Origin of the sequence: Chitinophaga sp. 180180018-3 (assembly GCF_037893185.1) — a bacterium.
Taxonomy (GTDB): domain Bacteria; phylum Bacteroidota; class Bacteroidia; order Chitinophagales; family Chitinophagaceae; genus Chitinophaga.
In genome coordinates, this window is record NZ_CP140772.1 from 4,986,850 (window position 1) to 5,003,787 (window position 16,938).

Annotated in this window: 7 protein-coding genes; 4 read left to right on the plus strand and 3 right to left on the minus strand. The window is 40.7% G+C overall.

Translation table 11 applies throughout. The annotated features are described in order from the left end of the window. Positions 1-657 precede the first annotated feature (657 nt). Together UNH61_RS19350 and UNH61_RS19355 are read right to left on the minus strand one after the other, a co-directional pair. Positions 658-5,166: a DUF6443 domain-containing protein gene (locus UNH61_RS19350; RefSeq protein ID WP_326993637.1), complete on the minus strand. Its 4,509-nt coding sequence runs from the start codon at positions 5,164-5,166 to the stop codon at positions 658-660. 33 nt (positions 5,167-5,199) lie between these two features. Next, positions 5,200-8,607 carry a hypothetical protein gene (locus UNH61_RS19355; RefSeq protein ID WP_326993638.1) on the minus strand — a complete coding sequence of 1,136 codons (3,408 nt, stop codon included), beginning with the start codon at positions 8,605-8,607 and terminating at the stop codon, positions 5,200-5,202. A gap of 720 nt (positions 8,608-9,327) precedes the next feature. On the opposite strand from UNH61_RS19355, the gene UNH61_RS19360 reads away from it, so the two are divergent. The 3 genes from UNH61_RS19360 (at position 9,328) to UNH61_RS19370 (ending at position 12,655) form a co-directional block, all read left to right on the plus strand. Further along, positions 9,328-10,104: a hypothetical protein gene (locus UNH61_RS19360; protein ID WP_326993639.1), complete on the plus strand. Its 777-nt coding sequence runs from the start codon at positions 9,328-9,330 to the stop codon at positions 10,102-10,104. Between the two features lie 225 nt (positions 10,105-10,329). Next, positions 10,330-11,361, plus strand: a complete 1,032-nt coding sequence (locus UNH61_RS19365; RefSeq protein ID WP_326993640.1) for a hypothetical protein — start codon at positions 10,330-10,332, stop codon at positions 11,359-11,361. A gap of 103 nt (positions 11,362-11,464) precedes the next feature. Continuing rightward, entirely contained in the window at positions 11,465-12,655 is a 1,191-nt protein-coding gene (locus UNH61_RS19370; protein ID WP_326993641.1) for a hypothetical protein, read from the plus strand. Positions 12,656-12,755: 100 nt separating this feature from the next. Here the strand turns inward: UNH61_RS19370 and UNH61_RS19375 are convergent, their stop codons facing one another. Continuing rightward, entirely contained in the window at positions 12,756-14,993 is a 2,238-nt protein-coding gene (locus UNH61_RS19375) for a hypothetical protein (RefSeq protein WP_326993642.1), read from the minus strand. A 494-nt stretch (positions 14,994-15,487) separates the two neighbouring features. On the opposite strand from UNH61_RS19375, the gene UNH61_RS19380 reads away from it, so the two are divergent. Then, the gene (locus tag UNH61_RS19380) at positions 15,488-16,903 is read left to right on the plus strand and encodes a P-loop NTPase fold protein (RefSeq protein ID WP_326993643.1); all 1,416 of its coding nucleotides are present in this window, start codon (positions 15,488-15,490) and stop codon (positions 16,901-16,903) included. Positions 16,904-16,938: the final 35 nt, after the last annotated feature.

Genomic DNA, 16,938 nt, shown 5'->3' on the forward strand with positions numbered 1-16,938 from the left:
TTTGGAATGCCCTTATACAAACCCCAAGGGTATTCCAAAAGAAATAAATGATTTAGAGTTCATCTGACGACCTTACAGTATATGTTAAATAGAAATCGCAAGATCAAATAGTAGCAATTGCATCTTAGTAATTCCAGATATATGGATCATCCCAGAACCTAACATCATCAAGATTATATTTTAGGTTACTGCTGCCTGTTCCTTTGAATTTTTTGAAATAAATCAACCTGATATCTCTGGAAATTTCTTTTAAATTACTGTACAATTCGAGATTATAATAGGGCATCCATCTAATGGATGTAATGATACTATCTTTTGAAAGGTACGCGACAAAACAATTGGCATCATAAGGGCGCTTCCCGTCGCTGCCATCATTTTCCACAATAATAAAAAAACTAACCTTATTTCTGGAAGGACTATATAGAATCGTATCTACGATAACCCTGGTTGTAGCATTAGTCCTTCTGGTATAATAGGGCCCTGCCTTTTGTAGAATAAGACGTTTTACCGAATCTGCAATCTGCGCTCTGTGTAGGGCATAAAGCGCGCCAGGTACGGTGGTATTATTCCGGTATTGTTTCGGCGTATTGCTTGTCCTACAGGCAATTATGAAACAACATAGTATGATTGAAATTATGCTTGTATTTTTCACCATATTCATTTTTTCTGTAGGTCCCATGATCCAGTTTCTGCATTCCATAAATATGTTCCTTCTTGAAGAGACTGTATATTATCAAAAAAGGAAAAGATGGTATGAGCTCCAATAGTAGTTGATTCACGATAGTCAATGTCTCCCTTCTCTCTTTTATTTGCAAGCCATCCAGTAAGACTTCCATGTCCCTTGTGAAGGAATTCTTGTTTTTTAGTCTTACCATCATTCTCAATTTTGTTCCCCTGAAATGGGTCAAAATCCGCAACTAAGGTAATTTTCACTTGCCTCTTTAACTCCGGATGTTCATCCAAATATTTCTTTATACCCGCTATATATCCATCTCCATATACCCCTCCCATGCTATGAGTCATAACCTTTATTGTTTCATCAATTACTCCATCCGTCCTATGTAGACTTTCAATAATATCAGGAGCATCTGTATATCCTTGCTCCTTTCCTGCCATTCGGCGGCTGTTTGGTCCAATCCCATGATGCCCATCTACGTACCTTCGATGATTGTCTCCCAATTTCTCTGAAACTTCTAAATCAAAAGCTTTACCTGTTTGTATTGCCTCATAGTGATAATCCCCTGTATCAAAAGGCCAGTAGGGAGAATTGGATGGCTGACGATCGTAAACTCTTCTCATTTCGTATTCTCTCCAATACCACTGAGAGCCTTTTTCCCTACCTGTGAGGGTAAACCCATTTACAAAAATGATAAGATTCCCATTTGGATCAATTGCGTTAACCGGAGTATTGGCTGCATATGCATATGGTGTCAGATTCTTATATAATTCCGCCTTATTGTCAATCACGTGCCATCTACCTATTTGTGCATCATACATCCTTGCTCCATAGTCATATAGCTCCAATCCTGAACCATCGCCAAACTCCTTATTCTGCAGCTCCTTGCCATTATACTTCAACCTATTCTCTGCATAATTCGCGCCTTTTAAGGCTTTGGAAGAAATCCCCGCCATCGTAAGGCCAAACGGATAATAATGCGTTTCTTCCAGCAATGGTCCTGAATTCACCCCCAATATCACATTATCAAAATACACCACCTGCGGACTCTCATTGCTCGTATAAGCATAGAGGAAACCTGATTTCCTAATCACCATCTTATCCTGACTGAGGGTCTGCAACTGATCCGGCTCGGCTTTAACCTGCTTTACCCCACTATTGGCTTCTACTAATTTAAAATCATCATCGAATAATACAAAATTCAAATATGCTTTAGGTCGATCAGCATTGGGCTGGTTTGGCTCTTTCTCCTTTAGGCGCCGGTAGTCATTGTTATAGAAATTGCTGTTAAAGGGGGTTAGCTGACTAGTTACCGCTTCTCCGTGCGCGCTGCTATTTTGCCTGTTGTTTCCTCCAAAAGCCTGCAAGAGGTCAGCCAGCATATTTTCTGTTGTGGCGGCAGCGGCATTCTTCTCCTTAGCTTCTCCTGATTTATAGAAGGCCTTTGCACTCAGCTGGATCGTATCTCCTGCCATTACCCGCAGTACGATAGAGGGGCCTATCTTCTTTCCTGATCCGGTAGCAGTAAGTTTTGCGACGGAAGCGTTCTTACCAGCACTCTCATCTGCCGGGTAGCCTATGGGCTTATCGGACCGGGTATTGTCTATGTTGCTGAACAACGCTGTTTCTTTAGCTGCAGCAGGTACTTCCATCGTTGCGGCATACATTGAAAAATCTGTCTGTTCCGTTAAGACCATTCGCACACTGCCCAGGTGATCTTTTACAAAATAGTCGTATGCGTATTGCATAGGCTGTCCTGTTTTGAACACGGCACGTATCCTGCCTTCCTCGTGGCTTAAAAACTGCAGCGTATCGTTTTGGTACACAACGCCACCTATATAATCGGTAGTCGTGACCACTGGCACTGATCCGGTTTTATCCGTAACAATCTTCTTTAGCTTTGTACCACTGGCATCATAGAGATACTTTATGGTACCCTTCCCGGTGATTACAATGCTGTCAGGCAGGTTCAGGTGATTGTAGGTAATGGCTGAAATATTTTTATTCAGATCATATTTCAGGTTGCCATTGGCATCATAATCGTAATCATCTCCGCTATTGGTTCCGTTAATAAAATCACCCAGTTTGGCAGTGGCTGTATTAGTAGGATCTGCTACTGCGGCCAATTTGTTACTGGCTGCGCGATAAGTATAGCTAAGCTGATCAATCAGCATTTTTGTAGCACCCGCCATCCCCATCTGGTTCATCGTCTGGATGTTACCATTGGCGTCATAATTCAAATTGCTCACGGAAAAGTCCTTTTGATCAGCCGTCCAGCTGCTGCTGCCGCTGTTTTGTTGTGTAAAGGCCGCCGATACCAGGCGATTCACTTTATCGTAGCTATAGCCATACGCCCGTGCAACACTATCGCTTTTACTCTTCCAGGTAGTTCCCGCAATGTTACCGGTGTATTGCAAAGCCGTGAATCCTGAGTCATAGGCCAGCGTCTGCCCAAACCAATTGGCAGCGCTACCGGCTGTACTTGCGTAAGATTTATTAATCCCTGTAAGCCAACCACGGATGTTATAGTCATAGGTCAGTGTTTCCAATTGCGACGTGCCATTAATGCCCAGGCGCTTCGTTTTCAGTCTCCCCAGCTCATCGTAAGTATTGATTACAATGGTTTTGTCAAGCGAGGAAAGGGTATCATTTAATCGCTTCTTTATACTGGTGAGCCTTCCGCCGGCATCATAGTGCAGCATGGTTAACACCGTAGTTTTGGGAGAAAGCCTGCTGTGAAGATTTTTATGCCACCAATAGGTGCTGAGTACTTTTCCGCTAAAGTCATACAAACTTGTCGTAACATCCAGGCCTCCGTTGACATTGTCTGCCGACACCTGAATCGGCCTGCCTTTATCGTTATAATAATGTGTTGTCGTTAGCCACTGGTTGGTGCCTAAGACCCTCACCTTTGCTCCGGTTACCATCCCCCTCACCATGACACTACCACTGGCCGGTAAAGCTTCCTCATTGGGACTACCATCGGCATATGGTTTTGCAGTATCGCCACGGACATATCTATAAGCACCTGCGAAGGAATAATCATCGTAATAAGTATAGCTAAGGGGAGTCAGGGAATCGGTAGGAATACCAGCTGGAGTATTAGTCGCGGTAATAGTACTACTGCCACTACTGGCCCCCGGAGTGATAACGGCATCCCATTCTGCTCCTCCCTCAAAACCGTCTACAAACTCGATACTATTAGTCGCTTCGTATTTTGCTCTCCCGTCATAATTATCTGCTATAAGATCTGCCGGCGCCGGAAAATTATAACTGATAGTCTGACTGCTGCTACCAGTAGCCCCATTTACAGTAGCCTGTAAAGACTGTCGGGTAGCGGTGGCATTTTTATATAAAGCAGTCATCACCGGCCTGTCCAGCCCATCATAAAAAGTAGCCAGCCAGGTTTTTCCTTTCATGTTTCCATCCCTTGTAAATGCCAACCTGTCCCGGATGTCATAAATCATCTCCGTAGAATCTGCGCCCGGCACCTTTTTTACAATCATCCGCTTGCGGGCATCATACCGGTAGATGAAGCAAAGCTCGCCGGCCACAGCAGTACTGATCACCCAGCCAGCCGAAAGAGCGGCCTCCACTGCCTTGGGAGGAATCACGAAACGAAGATTGCCCAGGTCATCATATACGTAGTAAGTACATAGCCATCCCATATGAGCTGTACCAGGATTATCAGGCATCTGTACCTTTTTTAATAGCACTCGTTCTGCGTTATCTTTGTATTCCACCACCTGAAACCCGGCTTCATTAATCGTCACATTTTTATAGAGCTGACCGGCAGCATACATTTGGCCCGAATTGCTGACAGGCACTGCTGCTCCAGCTGCAAAACTCCAGATCCGTACAGAATCAGCCAGGGTATTGACAAGATACTGTGCCTGTGTGGGGCGGTTTCCTCCACGCTCCATCCCAGCAGGATCATTTTTTGCCCAGCTGTTTCCAGGAGCGTACGTTTTTAACACCCTGTTCAGTGGAGAAGCTTCATAGGCTATCTGGCTATAGAATATACTTTCTGAGCCCAGATAAGACATGTAAAAAGCTTTCTGCGCATTAAAAGGATCCTGTTTAAATGTCCCATCACTTGTACCGGAGGCGGCATAAGGCAGATACTGGGCCTGCTGCCTGCCAAAAGGATCATAAATAACCGGGGTTACCAGGTCTTTACCTCCATAGGTCATTGCCTTAGCAACTGTCTGCAAGGGTTTGCCCAAACCATCAAAATATTGTGTAATCTGTCTTACCTGATCTATAGTACGCGCGGAGGCGGCTACATAGGCAGTATCGGTAGTAGCTAACGCCGGCTCCCAGGTACGCACATAGTTATCAGATACGCGCTGATAGGCAGCAGGTACCTGTAATGGGGTTGCCGGCGTCTTGGGCGAGCTGGCAGGCACCTGCGCGATACCGGGCATAGCTACCAGTAACATAGCTACAGCTGCTAACCACCATATTATTCCTCCCAAAATCTTATACATAAAAGCGATTATTTACATGATCACTATAGTTTATTACAGCGTGGTATTATACCGGTAGTCATATTGCTGCAGGATTTTACCGTTCTGATCTTTTACCAGTTTTAACCTACCCAGACCATCGTATTCATAGTAGGATACGCCGCCCTTCTCATCAAACTTTCCGGTGATGCCTACCCCTGGCTCGTAGGCGGTGGTTGTCATCTGAGCCTGTAAAGGATATAAACGCAGTTCGTCAATATTTCCGGTACCGCTAATGGTAACAGCAGACACGTTAGCAACAATCTTCTCAACGTAAGTCCAGTTATTGTAGGTTATCCCTGTAGCTGCGCTCACGGTTCCAGTCACACTCACCGCCGCACCGGACTTTGCCCAATAGGAAACCACATACTTTTTGGCAGTGTTAAGTCCCGACTTGCTAATAGCCCCATTAGTTAGCGCATAGCTCTGGTTACCGGATAGCCCGTCACCGGTAATAAACGTATTGCTGACCGAAGACCAGTTGCCCCATTCTGAAGACTCAAAGCTGGTATAGGCGACCTCCGACAGGTCTGCATTCTTTACTTCAGCTATAGGATATTTGGCGTCATATCCCCATAAATAACACATTCCTTTCTGTTGATTGAGAGTATAGTGACTAAGGTTGCCTGCCCCATCATATGTATCATAGGTAACCCGCTCTTCATACCGGGGATCTGCTGTAAACACAGTGGCTGTACCCGTTGACGGCAATATCCCTTTAGTTCGATTAGAAAATTTAAACTCTGACAAGGCAACCGGATCAGCCGATGAAAACAGGAGTTCGGATTTTTTCGCGCCCTTTCTGTCTGCATTATACATGGTAACAGAACCGGCCAGTATTTTTATGTCCGTTCCCTGCTTTAGGTACTTTACCTTTTCAATAGGTATGTTAACGATATTGGCGATTCTAAGGCTATCTAAAAAAGGAGTTCCGGAAGCATAGTCCAATGGATAAGACATGCTGGTAAATTCCTCCTGGCCATCACTTCTGGTATTCCAGACCCTAGTGGGATTGGTATGAAGTGCATTATCGTAGGTATAGGCACTCTTAGTGGTTAGCGTAGGGCCATTATCATCATAAATCGTAGTGACTGTAGTGTCCAGGTAAGTCCAGTTACCAGTAACCGGATATCTCAAAACATCGTATACGGCATATTCTTCAGGATTGATTGGGTTAGAGTTTAGAATAATTTCCTGATATCGTCTTCTCACCAGATAACCAAACAAATCTTTTTGATAACGTGGATCAATCTTATAATTATAGGTCGTCAGTTTCTTATCGACAATGTTATTATTCACCTTTGAAAAGTAAAGCTCCGAGGTCTTTAGCCCATTTTCCCAGGCAACGTTGGAACATGTCATGCCTTGTGGTCGGTAGCCCCACATTAAGTCTGCGTAGTCATTACTCCGGCATTTGAAAATACTCCATATACCGCCATTTTCAAAGTTATCTCCCTGACTTTCCACCACTGACGAATAGTAAATATGACTAGCAGCATTGCCAAATGAATGATGAAGTGTACTTGAATAAGCTGCTTTTCTGTAACACCTCGCGATTTTCCATCCGTTCTGTGGCTTATTAGTTGAGCTACAGAAAAAACGAACATCCAGCTCTGCAAAATATCCCCATGCTTCCTCAACAATACTGCCGGAAGACTTTTGCAGGTTTGTAGGAGTACCGTAGTAGAATTTCCTGATATCATGAAACCCTCTCTCACTCGAAAAAGACTTTATCTGAGCAATACGCATTCCCCCAACAAATTTATTTCGCTCCTCATTGGTCGCCGGATCAGCATAATAGTTAAAATCAGCTGTTCCCCTTACTACATTGCCATATACATTCACCTCGATCTTATAAGATTCTCCACGTACAAGCGAATGAGTGTAAGTAACCGGGCTTCCGACATTAACGGTCGCAGTATATACTATAGTGGGTCCACTATAGATACGGACAAATGTATAATTATCAAGAGGCTCATAACTTTGGCCTGGTACTACATCGCAGGTAAAATTGAAAGTTACATTCTGCCCAAACAGAACTGTAATTGTTGTATCTATCTTCTTTAAATTTTTCACGCCCTGTCCTACTGTTGTTATGGTTACATTCCTGGCCGGTGGAGGAACAAGTACAGAGCTATTAATAGAATGACCTTCATAGATGAGCGTGTCATACCCTCCGGTGGGAAAGACAATTTTAGACAAAAGTCCCTTTCCGGCATAATAGGGCTCCGGACTACGATCACCATGAATATAGGGAAACTCGGCCTGGTAGTCAGGCGGAGGAGTTGGGATCAGATAGCTATTGGTCTTCCCATTAAAATAGCCATATTCATCCTGCGAAAAGGACAATCTGGCCGGCAGTCCATCATAGTCATTGTAAAAAAAACTATGCTTTTTATAGGTACTTCCCTTGGCCTTTTCAATAACGTCTGTTAGAAAAAGTCGCTTACTGTATTGGGGGTTAGTGAAATAGTCATTAGCATAACTGGTCCTGCTGTTAGAATATGTATATTGAAAATCAATAACTTTATAAGGATTTACAAGATCCTGTTTATAATATACTTCGACACTATCTAGTAATAGCTCATTGTCAACATCTAATCTGGCCGAATTTATCATTTTTACTTTATCTCCCAAAGAGGTGCTGATTTCGGATAAGGCAAACCCATCAACCCTAAGCCGGGATAAACACGTAGAATTTCCGTAAGCATCACACACCCTACCTTCAGCACAAATTTCAGTAGGGCTACCGTAAGTTTTAGCAAAATACATTTGGTTGATGCCTAGTTCATAGGTACTGCGAAAGCCCTGATAGCGAAACATGATCGAATCTCCCATCGGGTGTACAATTTTTGTCAGATACCAAGCCGTTGCTGAAGCTCGTACATAGTTGACTTCACATGGCCCTGCAGTAGGTGGGGGCTTAGTATGCTCCGTGGCTCCGAAGCCACCAAAAAAGTAAACGACACCGTCAGGAGCTGTGACTTTGAAATTGAGTGAGCCCTGTAGGAAATAATACTCAATTTTTAAGTTCTCATATTTCATCAACACAACATTCCTCGCCGAATCGAGCGTAAATTTACCCGTATACCCTCCGAAATTAAAAGTAAACAAATCTGGTTGGGTATCTAAAGTCAACTGATTTCCCTCTGCCACATCAGCGGCTTTCCGCATATATGTAATACCATCCCTGGTCGTTAAATCATTAACATAGGGTAACCAGGTACTTGTTTCGTCAGGACTCCCATTTACATTTCTGGTAATTACACCACCAGCCTCCAGTACCCAACCCATTCCGGTTCTAGATGCAATGGCGTCTACCTTAACACCATTGGAATTATACCGCAGTCGCAACGGCACTTTCAGGTGCTGGGTTTCCACCGTATATAATGGTATGCTTACCTCAGGGGATCCTGTAGCCAAACCAACCGGGCTTTTCCCATATTCGCCCAACGCCGACGCTGTCGGAGAAGGCGCGGTGATACTGACCGATTTTACTAACGCCGCAAAATCATCTTGAGCCTGGCAACTAAAGGATAAGATTATCAATACACTGATAGCTACACTTCTCCTTACAAGGGGACGAATAGTTAGGGAGATCAATTCCATAGTTAATGCTATTATTTATAGGGCGCTACAATAACTTTACTTATATGCACAAACAATTCCTTTTATCCGCCATCTTTTCTTGTGAAAGCTACTGAAACAATAAATTAAAAATTGGGAAAATAGCTAGCTTACAGTACGAACACACAAGTATAGAGGTTTGAAAGGGTTACTTATTAATTTATTTTTTCGAATTTACGGTTTCTGATATACATTTTCAATAGCTGGTAAAATATTTTACGGAAGATTAATCTTACAAGTAGATAACCCTGATTGATGAATACCCCGAAATTTCTAATTTACGACACTACAGTTTTGCAGAGGAAAGTCAAGCAATGATTCCGCAGCTTTACCGCTAAAAACAAAAAAACATCTCTACTGGGTAAAGACTTTTCTTTTGAAAATCCCCTGAGCCTTATGGCACAAAACCAGAGTCATTTTTTGGTAGATCTAAAGTTGTTGGCTAACTTTTAGTAGAAAAAATTGATTTTCAATTTTCTAACTAGATAACGGGAGAACGAGGAAACTTATAACCAAATGGAAATCATAGATCAAAACTTTAGAAAAATCAGAGTAAATCTCAGAAAACAAGGAATCGACATAAGCGACAATGTTTTTAGACGCTTTCATCCAACTACCGCAGATGATGTTGAGGAAATTTGTGTGTTTTGTAAATCAACAAAAAATCTCACCAAAGAGCATGTGCTTCCTAAATGGCTTTTCGAAAAGGATGTTGAGAGTAGATTTATTTCAAGTGTAAATAGACAAACTCAATCCTATAACAAAGCAGCAATACCCGCATGTCCAGACTGTAATAATACAATTCTGGCGGAAATAGAAAAAAAAGTAATCTTTATTCTTCAAAAATTAGAAAATGAAAAGCAGTTGGATGATAAAGAATTGAGTAACCTAATTCGGTGGCTGGAAATCTTAGATTACAAGTTACAAGTTTATGATTGTCGCAGAAAATATCTCAAGCATCCGAATTCAGAATATAACCCGTTCTGGGCTCCTTTGCCAGTATCATGGATGAGTCACTATATTGATATGAATCCATTCAAAGCACTTGATTATCTACGAAGATCCCAACGGCGAATAACAGTAAAATCTAAAACCGACAGATTTTTCTCTATTGTTTTTTTTGAAACTTCCAGACCTCACTTTAATTTTTTCACTCAACATGACGAATATATATTTGTAAGCTTTCCAATGTATAAGCTGGCAGTATTTTACTTTTTGAGAAAAAAATTTAAAAAAAGAGAACTAGCTTATGAAGAAGCATTATACTATATAGATGGGGTATCCAAATCTTGAAAGGCTTTGCATAACCTTGCTTAACACCCAAAAGGGCATTCAATAGAATACCTCTGTGAACCTGGCAGTACAAAATTTGAACCTTATTTATATGCGGTTTGAGAAAATTAGTTGAAATAACGTAATTTATTATTGAAAAAAACCTAGCACATTGAAAGCACCAATGTACATATTTATATTTTTTCAATGTACAAAACTGATGTGTCATCACATTTATCCAGCAAAATGAACAGAATTGCTATATTTGATTGTTTTTCTGAGAAAGGAGAAACAGTACTACCAAACCAAAATTCTATCAACGAATATCGGCAGCATGGTATACAACCGATTGTTTTTTTGGATAGTTGTATCTGCCTTTATATAATTAAAATTGTTGATTATGGGCGTTCAGCTAAAAATGTCGATTTCGCAAAGATTATTGCTTTAAAAGAATATGTGGAAAACCATCCGGATGTTAGCATTAGTCCTCTTTTTGGTTTTATTGAATTATGTAGTAGAGAGAGTTCCTTTGACCAAGACAAGTTTCAAGACTTTAAATATAGAATGGACTTTTTTCTTAAAATTCCGCTAAAAGAATTTAAAAGATTTAAATACGATTTCCATAGGGATTGCTTAATTCTTACAAAGGTACCTCATGTCTCCAAAAGTCAGTTAAATGCTTTTCAATCAATCTTAAAAACCACCTACTGCGCGCTGTTAAAAATCAGGAGCCTGGCATCAAAGGGGGTATCAAAAAATAATGCCGAAAATAATATTATCCAATTTTGTGATTGGATGATTTATGATCTCGATGTGGCCAGGGCTTTAGAATATAAATTAGCATTAAATATCTTTGGTGGTAATACCATCTTTTGGAAAATGATAGGCCTTGACAGTAATCAATCGGATGCAAGGAAAAAAATATTAAGTACTTGCTGGGACTTTTTTCATTCAAGATATACAACCAGGTGTTTTGAAATATCAAGAATTCTACAGGACAATATTCATCCTTATTTCTTAACCAGCGATACAAATTTATCGAACATACTCAAAAATTTTAGTCTCACTATACAAAAGGATGGTGGTGAAGACTTTAGATCCTCATCTATTTTAAACTCCGATTCCGAATTTCCTCACTTTGAAGAATCCTTTTTAGATAAACAAAGTAAAAAAATATTTGACCATTTTGTCAACAGGTATAATAAAGAACGTTTTTTTGATGAAATAAAAGTTGACCTCTTGATAAAAGAACTTGAACTGGAAAATGGAATTTTATAATATAGTAAATAAGAAATAACGTCTACATATTAATAGAAAAACAAATAGGCCCGAAAGAATGTATTAAAATGATGGGACCAAAATACAAATAAAAAATCAAGTCATGTTTTATAGAAATTATATTGACCTCAGTTTCTCAGATTATTTGAACCGGCATATCAAAGGTATCATTCTATTGAAAGATACTCTTAAAAAAATCCACGTTAACTACGAACTTTCAGAGGCATTTTCTAATTATGCTTGCCGTTTTTTGATCGACGTCGATTTTCATGATATTAATTCCCTTAGTGAGGCTGATAGACAAGTGGCCAACGAGTGTTTTCACAATATGTGGAATAGCACAGGGAGTAAATTTGTATCCTTCAGCTACAAACCACAACGAATGGACTGGGTTGATTTTGACGAAATTAATTCTTTTATCACACATTATACCTTCGCTAAAGAGTTAATTGGAGGAGCTATCAGCGGCATATTGCCGCCAACCTGTAGCATAGAGATCACATCATTGGAAGGTGATGCACTTTTCTTATATACAGATCGCTTTTTAAAGTCACTTAGGTCCTCTAGGAAAGAAAAGGATATGGAAACTAAGTATCTAGAGTTGAATGATAGAAGTTTTGATTTTGATTGCATATACCATAACATTCTAAAAGAAACTGCGGATAAATATTCAGAACTTGCATTGGAAGAAACTGTAACTGATAAAGAATTAAAGAAAATAAATGGCTGCCATATCGAAGACCTAAGACGGTTTGTTTTGCAGGCAAACATTCCATTTAACATAGAGAAATATTCCGATATAATTGATCTTATAAAAATTGACATGACCGAGTTGAAGAAAGTATTACAATCTTCAGGTGTTACAAATTCCCATCTCCAAGTCAATCCATCCACCATTATAAAGTACATAAATCAAAAAGAAAAACAAAACCAAGACAAACTGTCGCTCGTTGAAAGCATAAGCAATGAATCCAATGTTAGAATTGGCAATTACATTTTAGTTCAACGAGACAGATGGGGAAAGGAGTGTAATGATCTGGGTATAGTTAAAAGAATAGGACTTCATTATAACAACCAACTTGAAGTACATTATGTAATTTTAAAAAATGATCTTGGCGAAAGTAAGCTTCCTTTAAAAGAAACTCTAGTTGAGAATATATCATACTCAATTGATCCATCAAAAGTTGAAGATGAGAAGGAAAACCTGAAAAAGAAACATCATTTGATTGACTTACTAAAACATGAGGGTAAGCAAAATGTATTTTTCAAAGTAATAAAAGCGAAAAGAGAATAATATGATAACGATTAATCTATTGTCTTGTCCTAAAATAGGTTTACACAAAAGGTGTAAACCTATTTTAGGACAAGACACAGACATTTGATACATCTTCTGCTTATAATGCCTGCTTATACTTCGGATCTTTTAATTTAAACGATGGAAAAAACGAAAAAGTCATATACAAGTCCATGAGTGTTTGCTGATCAATGGCCTGAAGATCTGCCGCCTTTAATTTATCGCCTTCTCCAGCCTCCCAGGCACTTTCCCAGAAAAGCGCCAGATTCAGGCAACCTGCGGCCACACAATCAATAGTCTTTTTACCTAACTCGTTCCACATATTGTCTATCCGGCCACGGCCATCCGTCTGGTTGTATACATCTATAATGTCTTCCGGTGGCAGAATGTTTGTCACCACTTTTCGCATGAGCTTAACAACAGCAACTGCGGCTTCTTTTCCAGTGCCATACGTAGTATAAATTTGGGGGGTGCTAAATTTTTGGTTTACGCCATCCAACAACTCCTGCATATAACGATCCATCATATTGGTTTCATAAACGGAATGCACTTTCTTCTCATCTTCATTACCAGGGTGACCATGATGTAAATAGGATACATGCAGGGGCTGACAGGCATCTCCCAGGTAGTGAGAAACAGTTCCGCCTACACAGATAAACTCGGCTACCTTACCTGCTTTAAGGTACTCCACCATCAGGTTAAAGGCCTGCCACACCCGGAAAGGAAGTGCCCCCCGCTTATCCGGACTCTGATCACTGTCTACCGCTTCCAATGCCTGATAATACTCATTCCATACATCGATATCAATACCATCCGTTTTTTTACAGATATCCAGCAACGTCTTTCCATCCATTACCTCCGGATTGCTTTGGTCCATGTCTGCAAAGTGATTGGCCTCATCTGCCTTGCGGGTCATTCTCCAGATAATATCCGGTACATCGGCCAACGCGCAGAACTGGCCCCATTTGGCCTCTTTCATCTCCCCGGCTAACATACCGTCGTCAGTAAAGGAAATATTCTGCTGGTTAGCCATCAGTAGCTTACTTAGCTTGCGATTAGACACAATTTCACACGCCCTTGCCGCAATTTTATAATGCCCGGTTTTCCCCCAACTATAATCATTATCCAGATTCCATCCCCTGACCAACTCGATATCCAGCTCCCGACAAATGTTACTCAGGCAGGTGGAGAGCGAAAAGGTATAACCTTCGTTTTGCTGCTTCTGGATAAATTCATGCTGTCCCCAATGAAGAGCGATGGGTTGATAATCTGTAGTATTGCCTTCTGCTGATACCTCCAAATGCCAAAGGGCGCCACTATCTCCATGGTGCATTTTAAGACTGCTTCCATCTCGCCCAGAGATGAGAAAATCACTTACATATTCAACTCCTCCAACAGACCGATAGCGATAAAAAAGTGCCGCAATCTCTCCCTTTACCAGGCTACTATAAGCGCCATAAGCCACCACATTACCGGTTAAAGAGGGTTGCCTTTTGCCTCCCTTTACCGGATGTTCTGCAATAAGAGAAAGGGCAATATTGAGCGTATTGAGATCATAGAGCTCTCCCATCGTACCAATATCAATGACATCCGTCTTCCATTGGGTAATGTCTTCTATCTCTATTAACCCTGCGTCACATCCCACAAAAATGTTATCACTCCTCCACCCATCATATAGGTCTGAAAACCGAATTTTACCAATCGACCTACCACTGGTCTGACCAATAAGGGTTTCCTTACCTCCCATAACAGCATAAACAGGCTCCACACCCTGTCCTGTCACATGTCGGTTAGTTAAAGCATAGTACTTATGGCCATCGGTCACCACACAGCCAAGGGTTGCTACCCGGTTTACTCCCTGCGATCTTATGTAAAGCGGAAATCCCCCTCCGATCAGGTTAACCGGAAAATGTAGTTTGCTTACATTAACTGCATCATCGGTTACCTCTGATTTAGGCGCCTCCACCACGCAAACCGGTACAATTCTACCATCGGGCATGTAAATAGTCTTGGGAACTACATCCTGCGCATTGACATCAGAAAGACTTTTCTCCGTTTCCCATTGTTTAACAAATACAAGAATACAGGGCCAGGATATGTCCATTACTACGCTGTTTTCCAGCGTCCTGGGAGGCCGGGCTGACTGTTTGCCACCTTCTTTGGGAGCCTTGTGTACACCGCTGGCGTCTATTTCACTCATACGGATCAAATAGCGGCCAATGGCGGTGGCCACCACATTTTTCTTATTCATTAAATGTACATGGAACATGTCTCTGGCTTCAACCAGATCTTTTACAGAAAGGTGATTGAAATTGAAAGATTGCATGGGGATACTCATATGTATAGTTTTACTTTGAGGTGAAATTACAGCCAGTGCTCAGGTACAGCGCGTCGGTTCGGGGTACACTGAAATAAATATAGGTATAATTTAGATGGCAGCAAATTTTGTCTGTATATATGCCCCTATTGCAGTAATATAGCAAGGATTTCTTGGGAAAAAGTGAGGATTTTAAGATGGACGTAATGGCGCCAAAGGCACTTGGGGTAAACCCTGGGGGTGTATCTACCTGGTGTAGGAATTTTAAGCAGCCGTCTATTGAGACATTGTATGCGATTGCGAGGTTTTTGAATGTTGAGGCTACGGCATTATTGAGTCCGATGAGTGAGGTGGATGAGTAGAGAGGGCTACAAGTTGGCTTTTCTATTTTATTCAAAAATATCTCCTTTTTCATTTATCTTTATAACCATCGATTCTTATAATCGATAATTCTGATCATAGCTAACTTAGCAAATAAACCCGAATAAGTCTGGCAATAATAATCCCTATTTAGTATGAATATTAATCACAGATTTGAAGACATCCCTGAAGACGACCCATTTGCGAATGACAAATTAGATAGGGAAAAGATTGCTAAAATTCTAACAAGCCTCATAAAATCCTATTCAAACGGATTTGTACTTTCTATAAATGGACAATGGGGCACGGGCAAAACTACTTTTATAAAAATGTGGCAACTTTACCTAGTCAAAGATAAATTTACTACAATTTATTTTAACGCTTGGGAGAATGACTTTGAGTCCAACCCACTTGTTGCACTACTCGCAGAATTGGGCGCGATAACTCGCAAAGAAGGCAATACATTTAACTCTCTTCTCAAAAAGGCCTCCATACTCAGCAAAAGCGTTGTTCCTGCTTTAATTAAGGGCGTTGCGTCAAAATATATAGATAAAGAAATATTTACAGAAGCTCTAGGAAAAATAGCAGAAGGGGCAATGGATATTTTTAAGGAAGAGGTAGATGAATACGTAAAGAAAAAGGAAAGTTTGAATGAATTCAGAAAAGAGCTTGAGAAGTATGTATCTAATAATATTGACCAAAAGCCACTGGTCTTGTTTATAGACGAACTTGATCGCTGTCGGCCCAATTATGCTGTCGAACTATTGGAAAAAGTAAAACATCTATTTAATGTTCCTGGAATCGTTTTCGTCTTGTCTATAGATAAAATACAGCTTGGCAACGCCATTAAGGGATTCTATGGCAGCGAAAACATTGACAGTTCAGAGTATCTCAGAAGATTTATCGACTTGGAATTTAGTTTACCTGCACCTAATACAGAGATCTTTTGCTCTCATCTCTATAGACATTTCGATTTTGATGGATTCTTCAAAAATCCACAACGCCCACGTAGTTTGGAAATTGCACACGATGGACGTTATTTTCTAGAGTTTGCAATTCTACTTTTTTCGCGCGCACAGACAACGCTCAGGCAACAGGAAAAAATTATGGCGCGTGCACGAGTGGCCCTCAATTCTTTTGCCATTAATTATTATGTACTTCCAGTGTTATTCCTCTATCTCCTTTATGCGAGAGAGTTTTATCCTAGTTTCTATAAAAAACTTACCCTCAGGCAAGAGAAGCCTGAACAAATCCTAATCGGATTCAAAGAAACATTACCGCATCAAATAGGTCCCTCAGATGAGAGCTATGATAGATTTATGGAGCTTGAAGTTCTACTTGCTGCGACATACGATAAATTCTTCAGGGAATTGCATCATAGTAGTGAGCCTATAGTAACAGAGAGAGACAGACTAATTCTTAATATTAAACCTGCTTTAGACAGCACTACAGATGGATCTAAATTCCTTAGCTTTTATAGCACCTTAATTCGCACCAGTATTCAACAGCTGCGAATCAGCCACCTGTTCGAAAAAATTGATCTTTTGGAATCATTTGTAACATCGCCGTAAAGAGCCCTTATTCGCATATTTATATTACAAGTAAT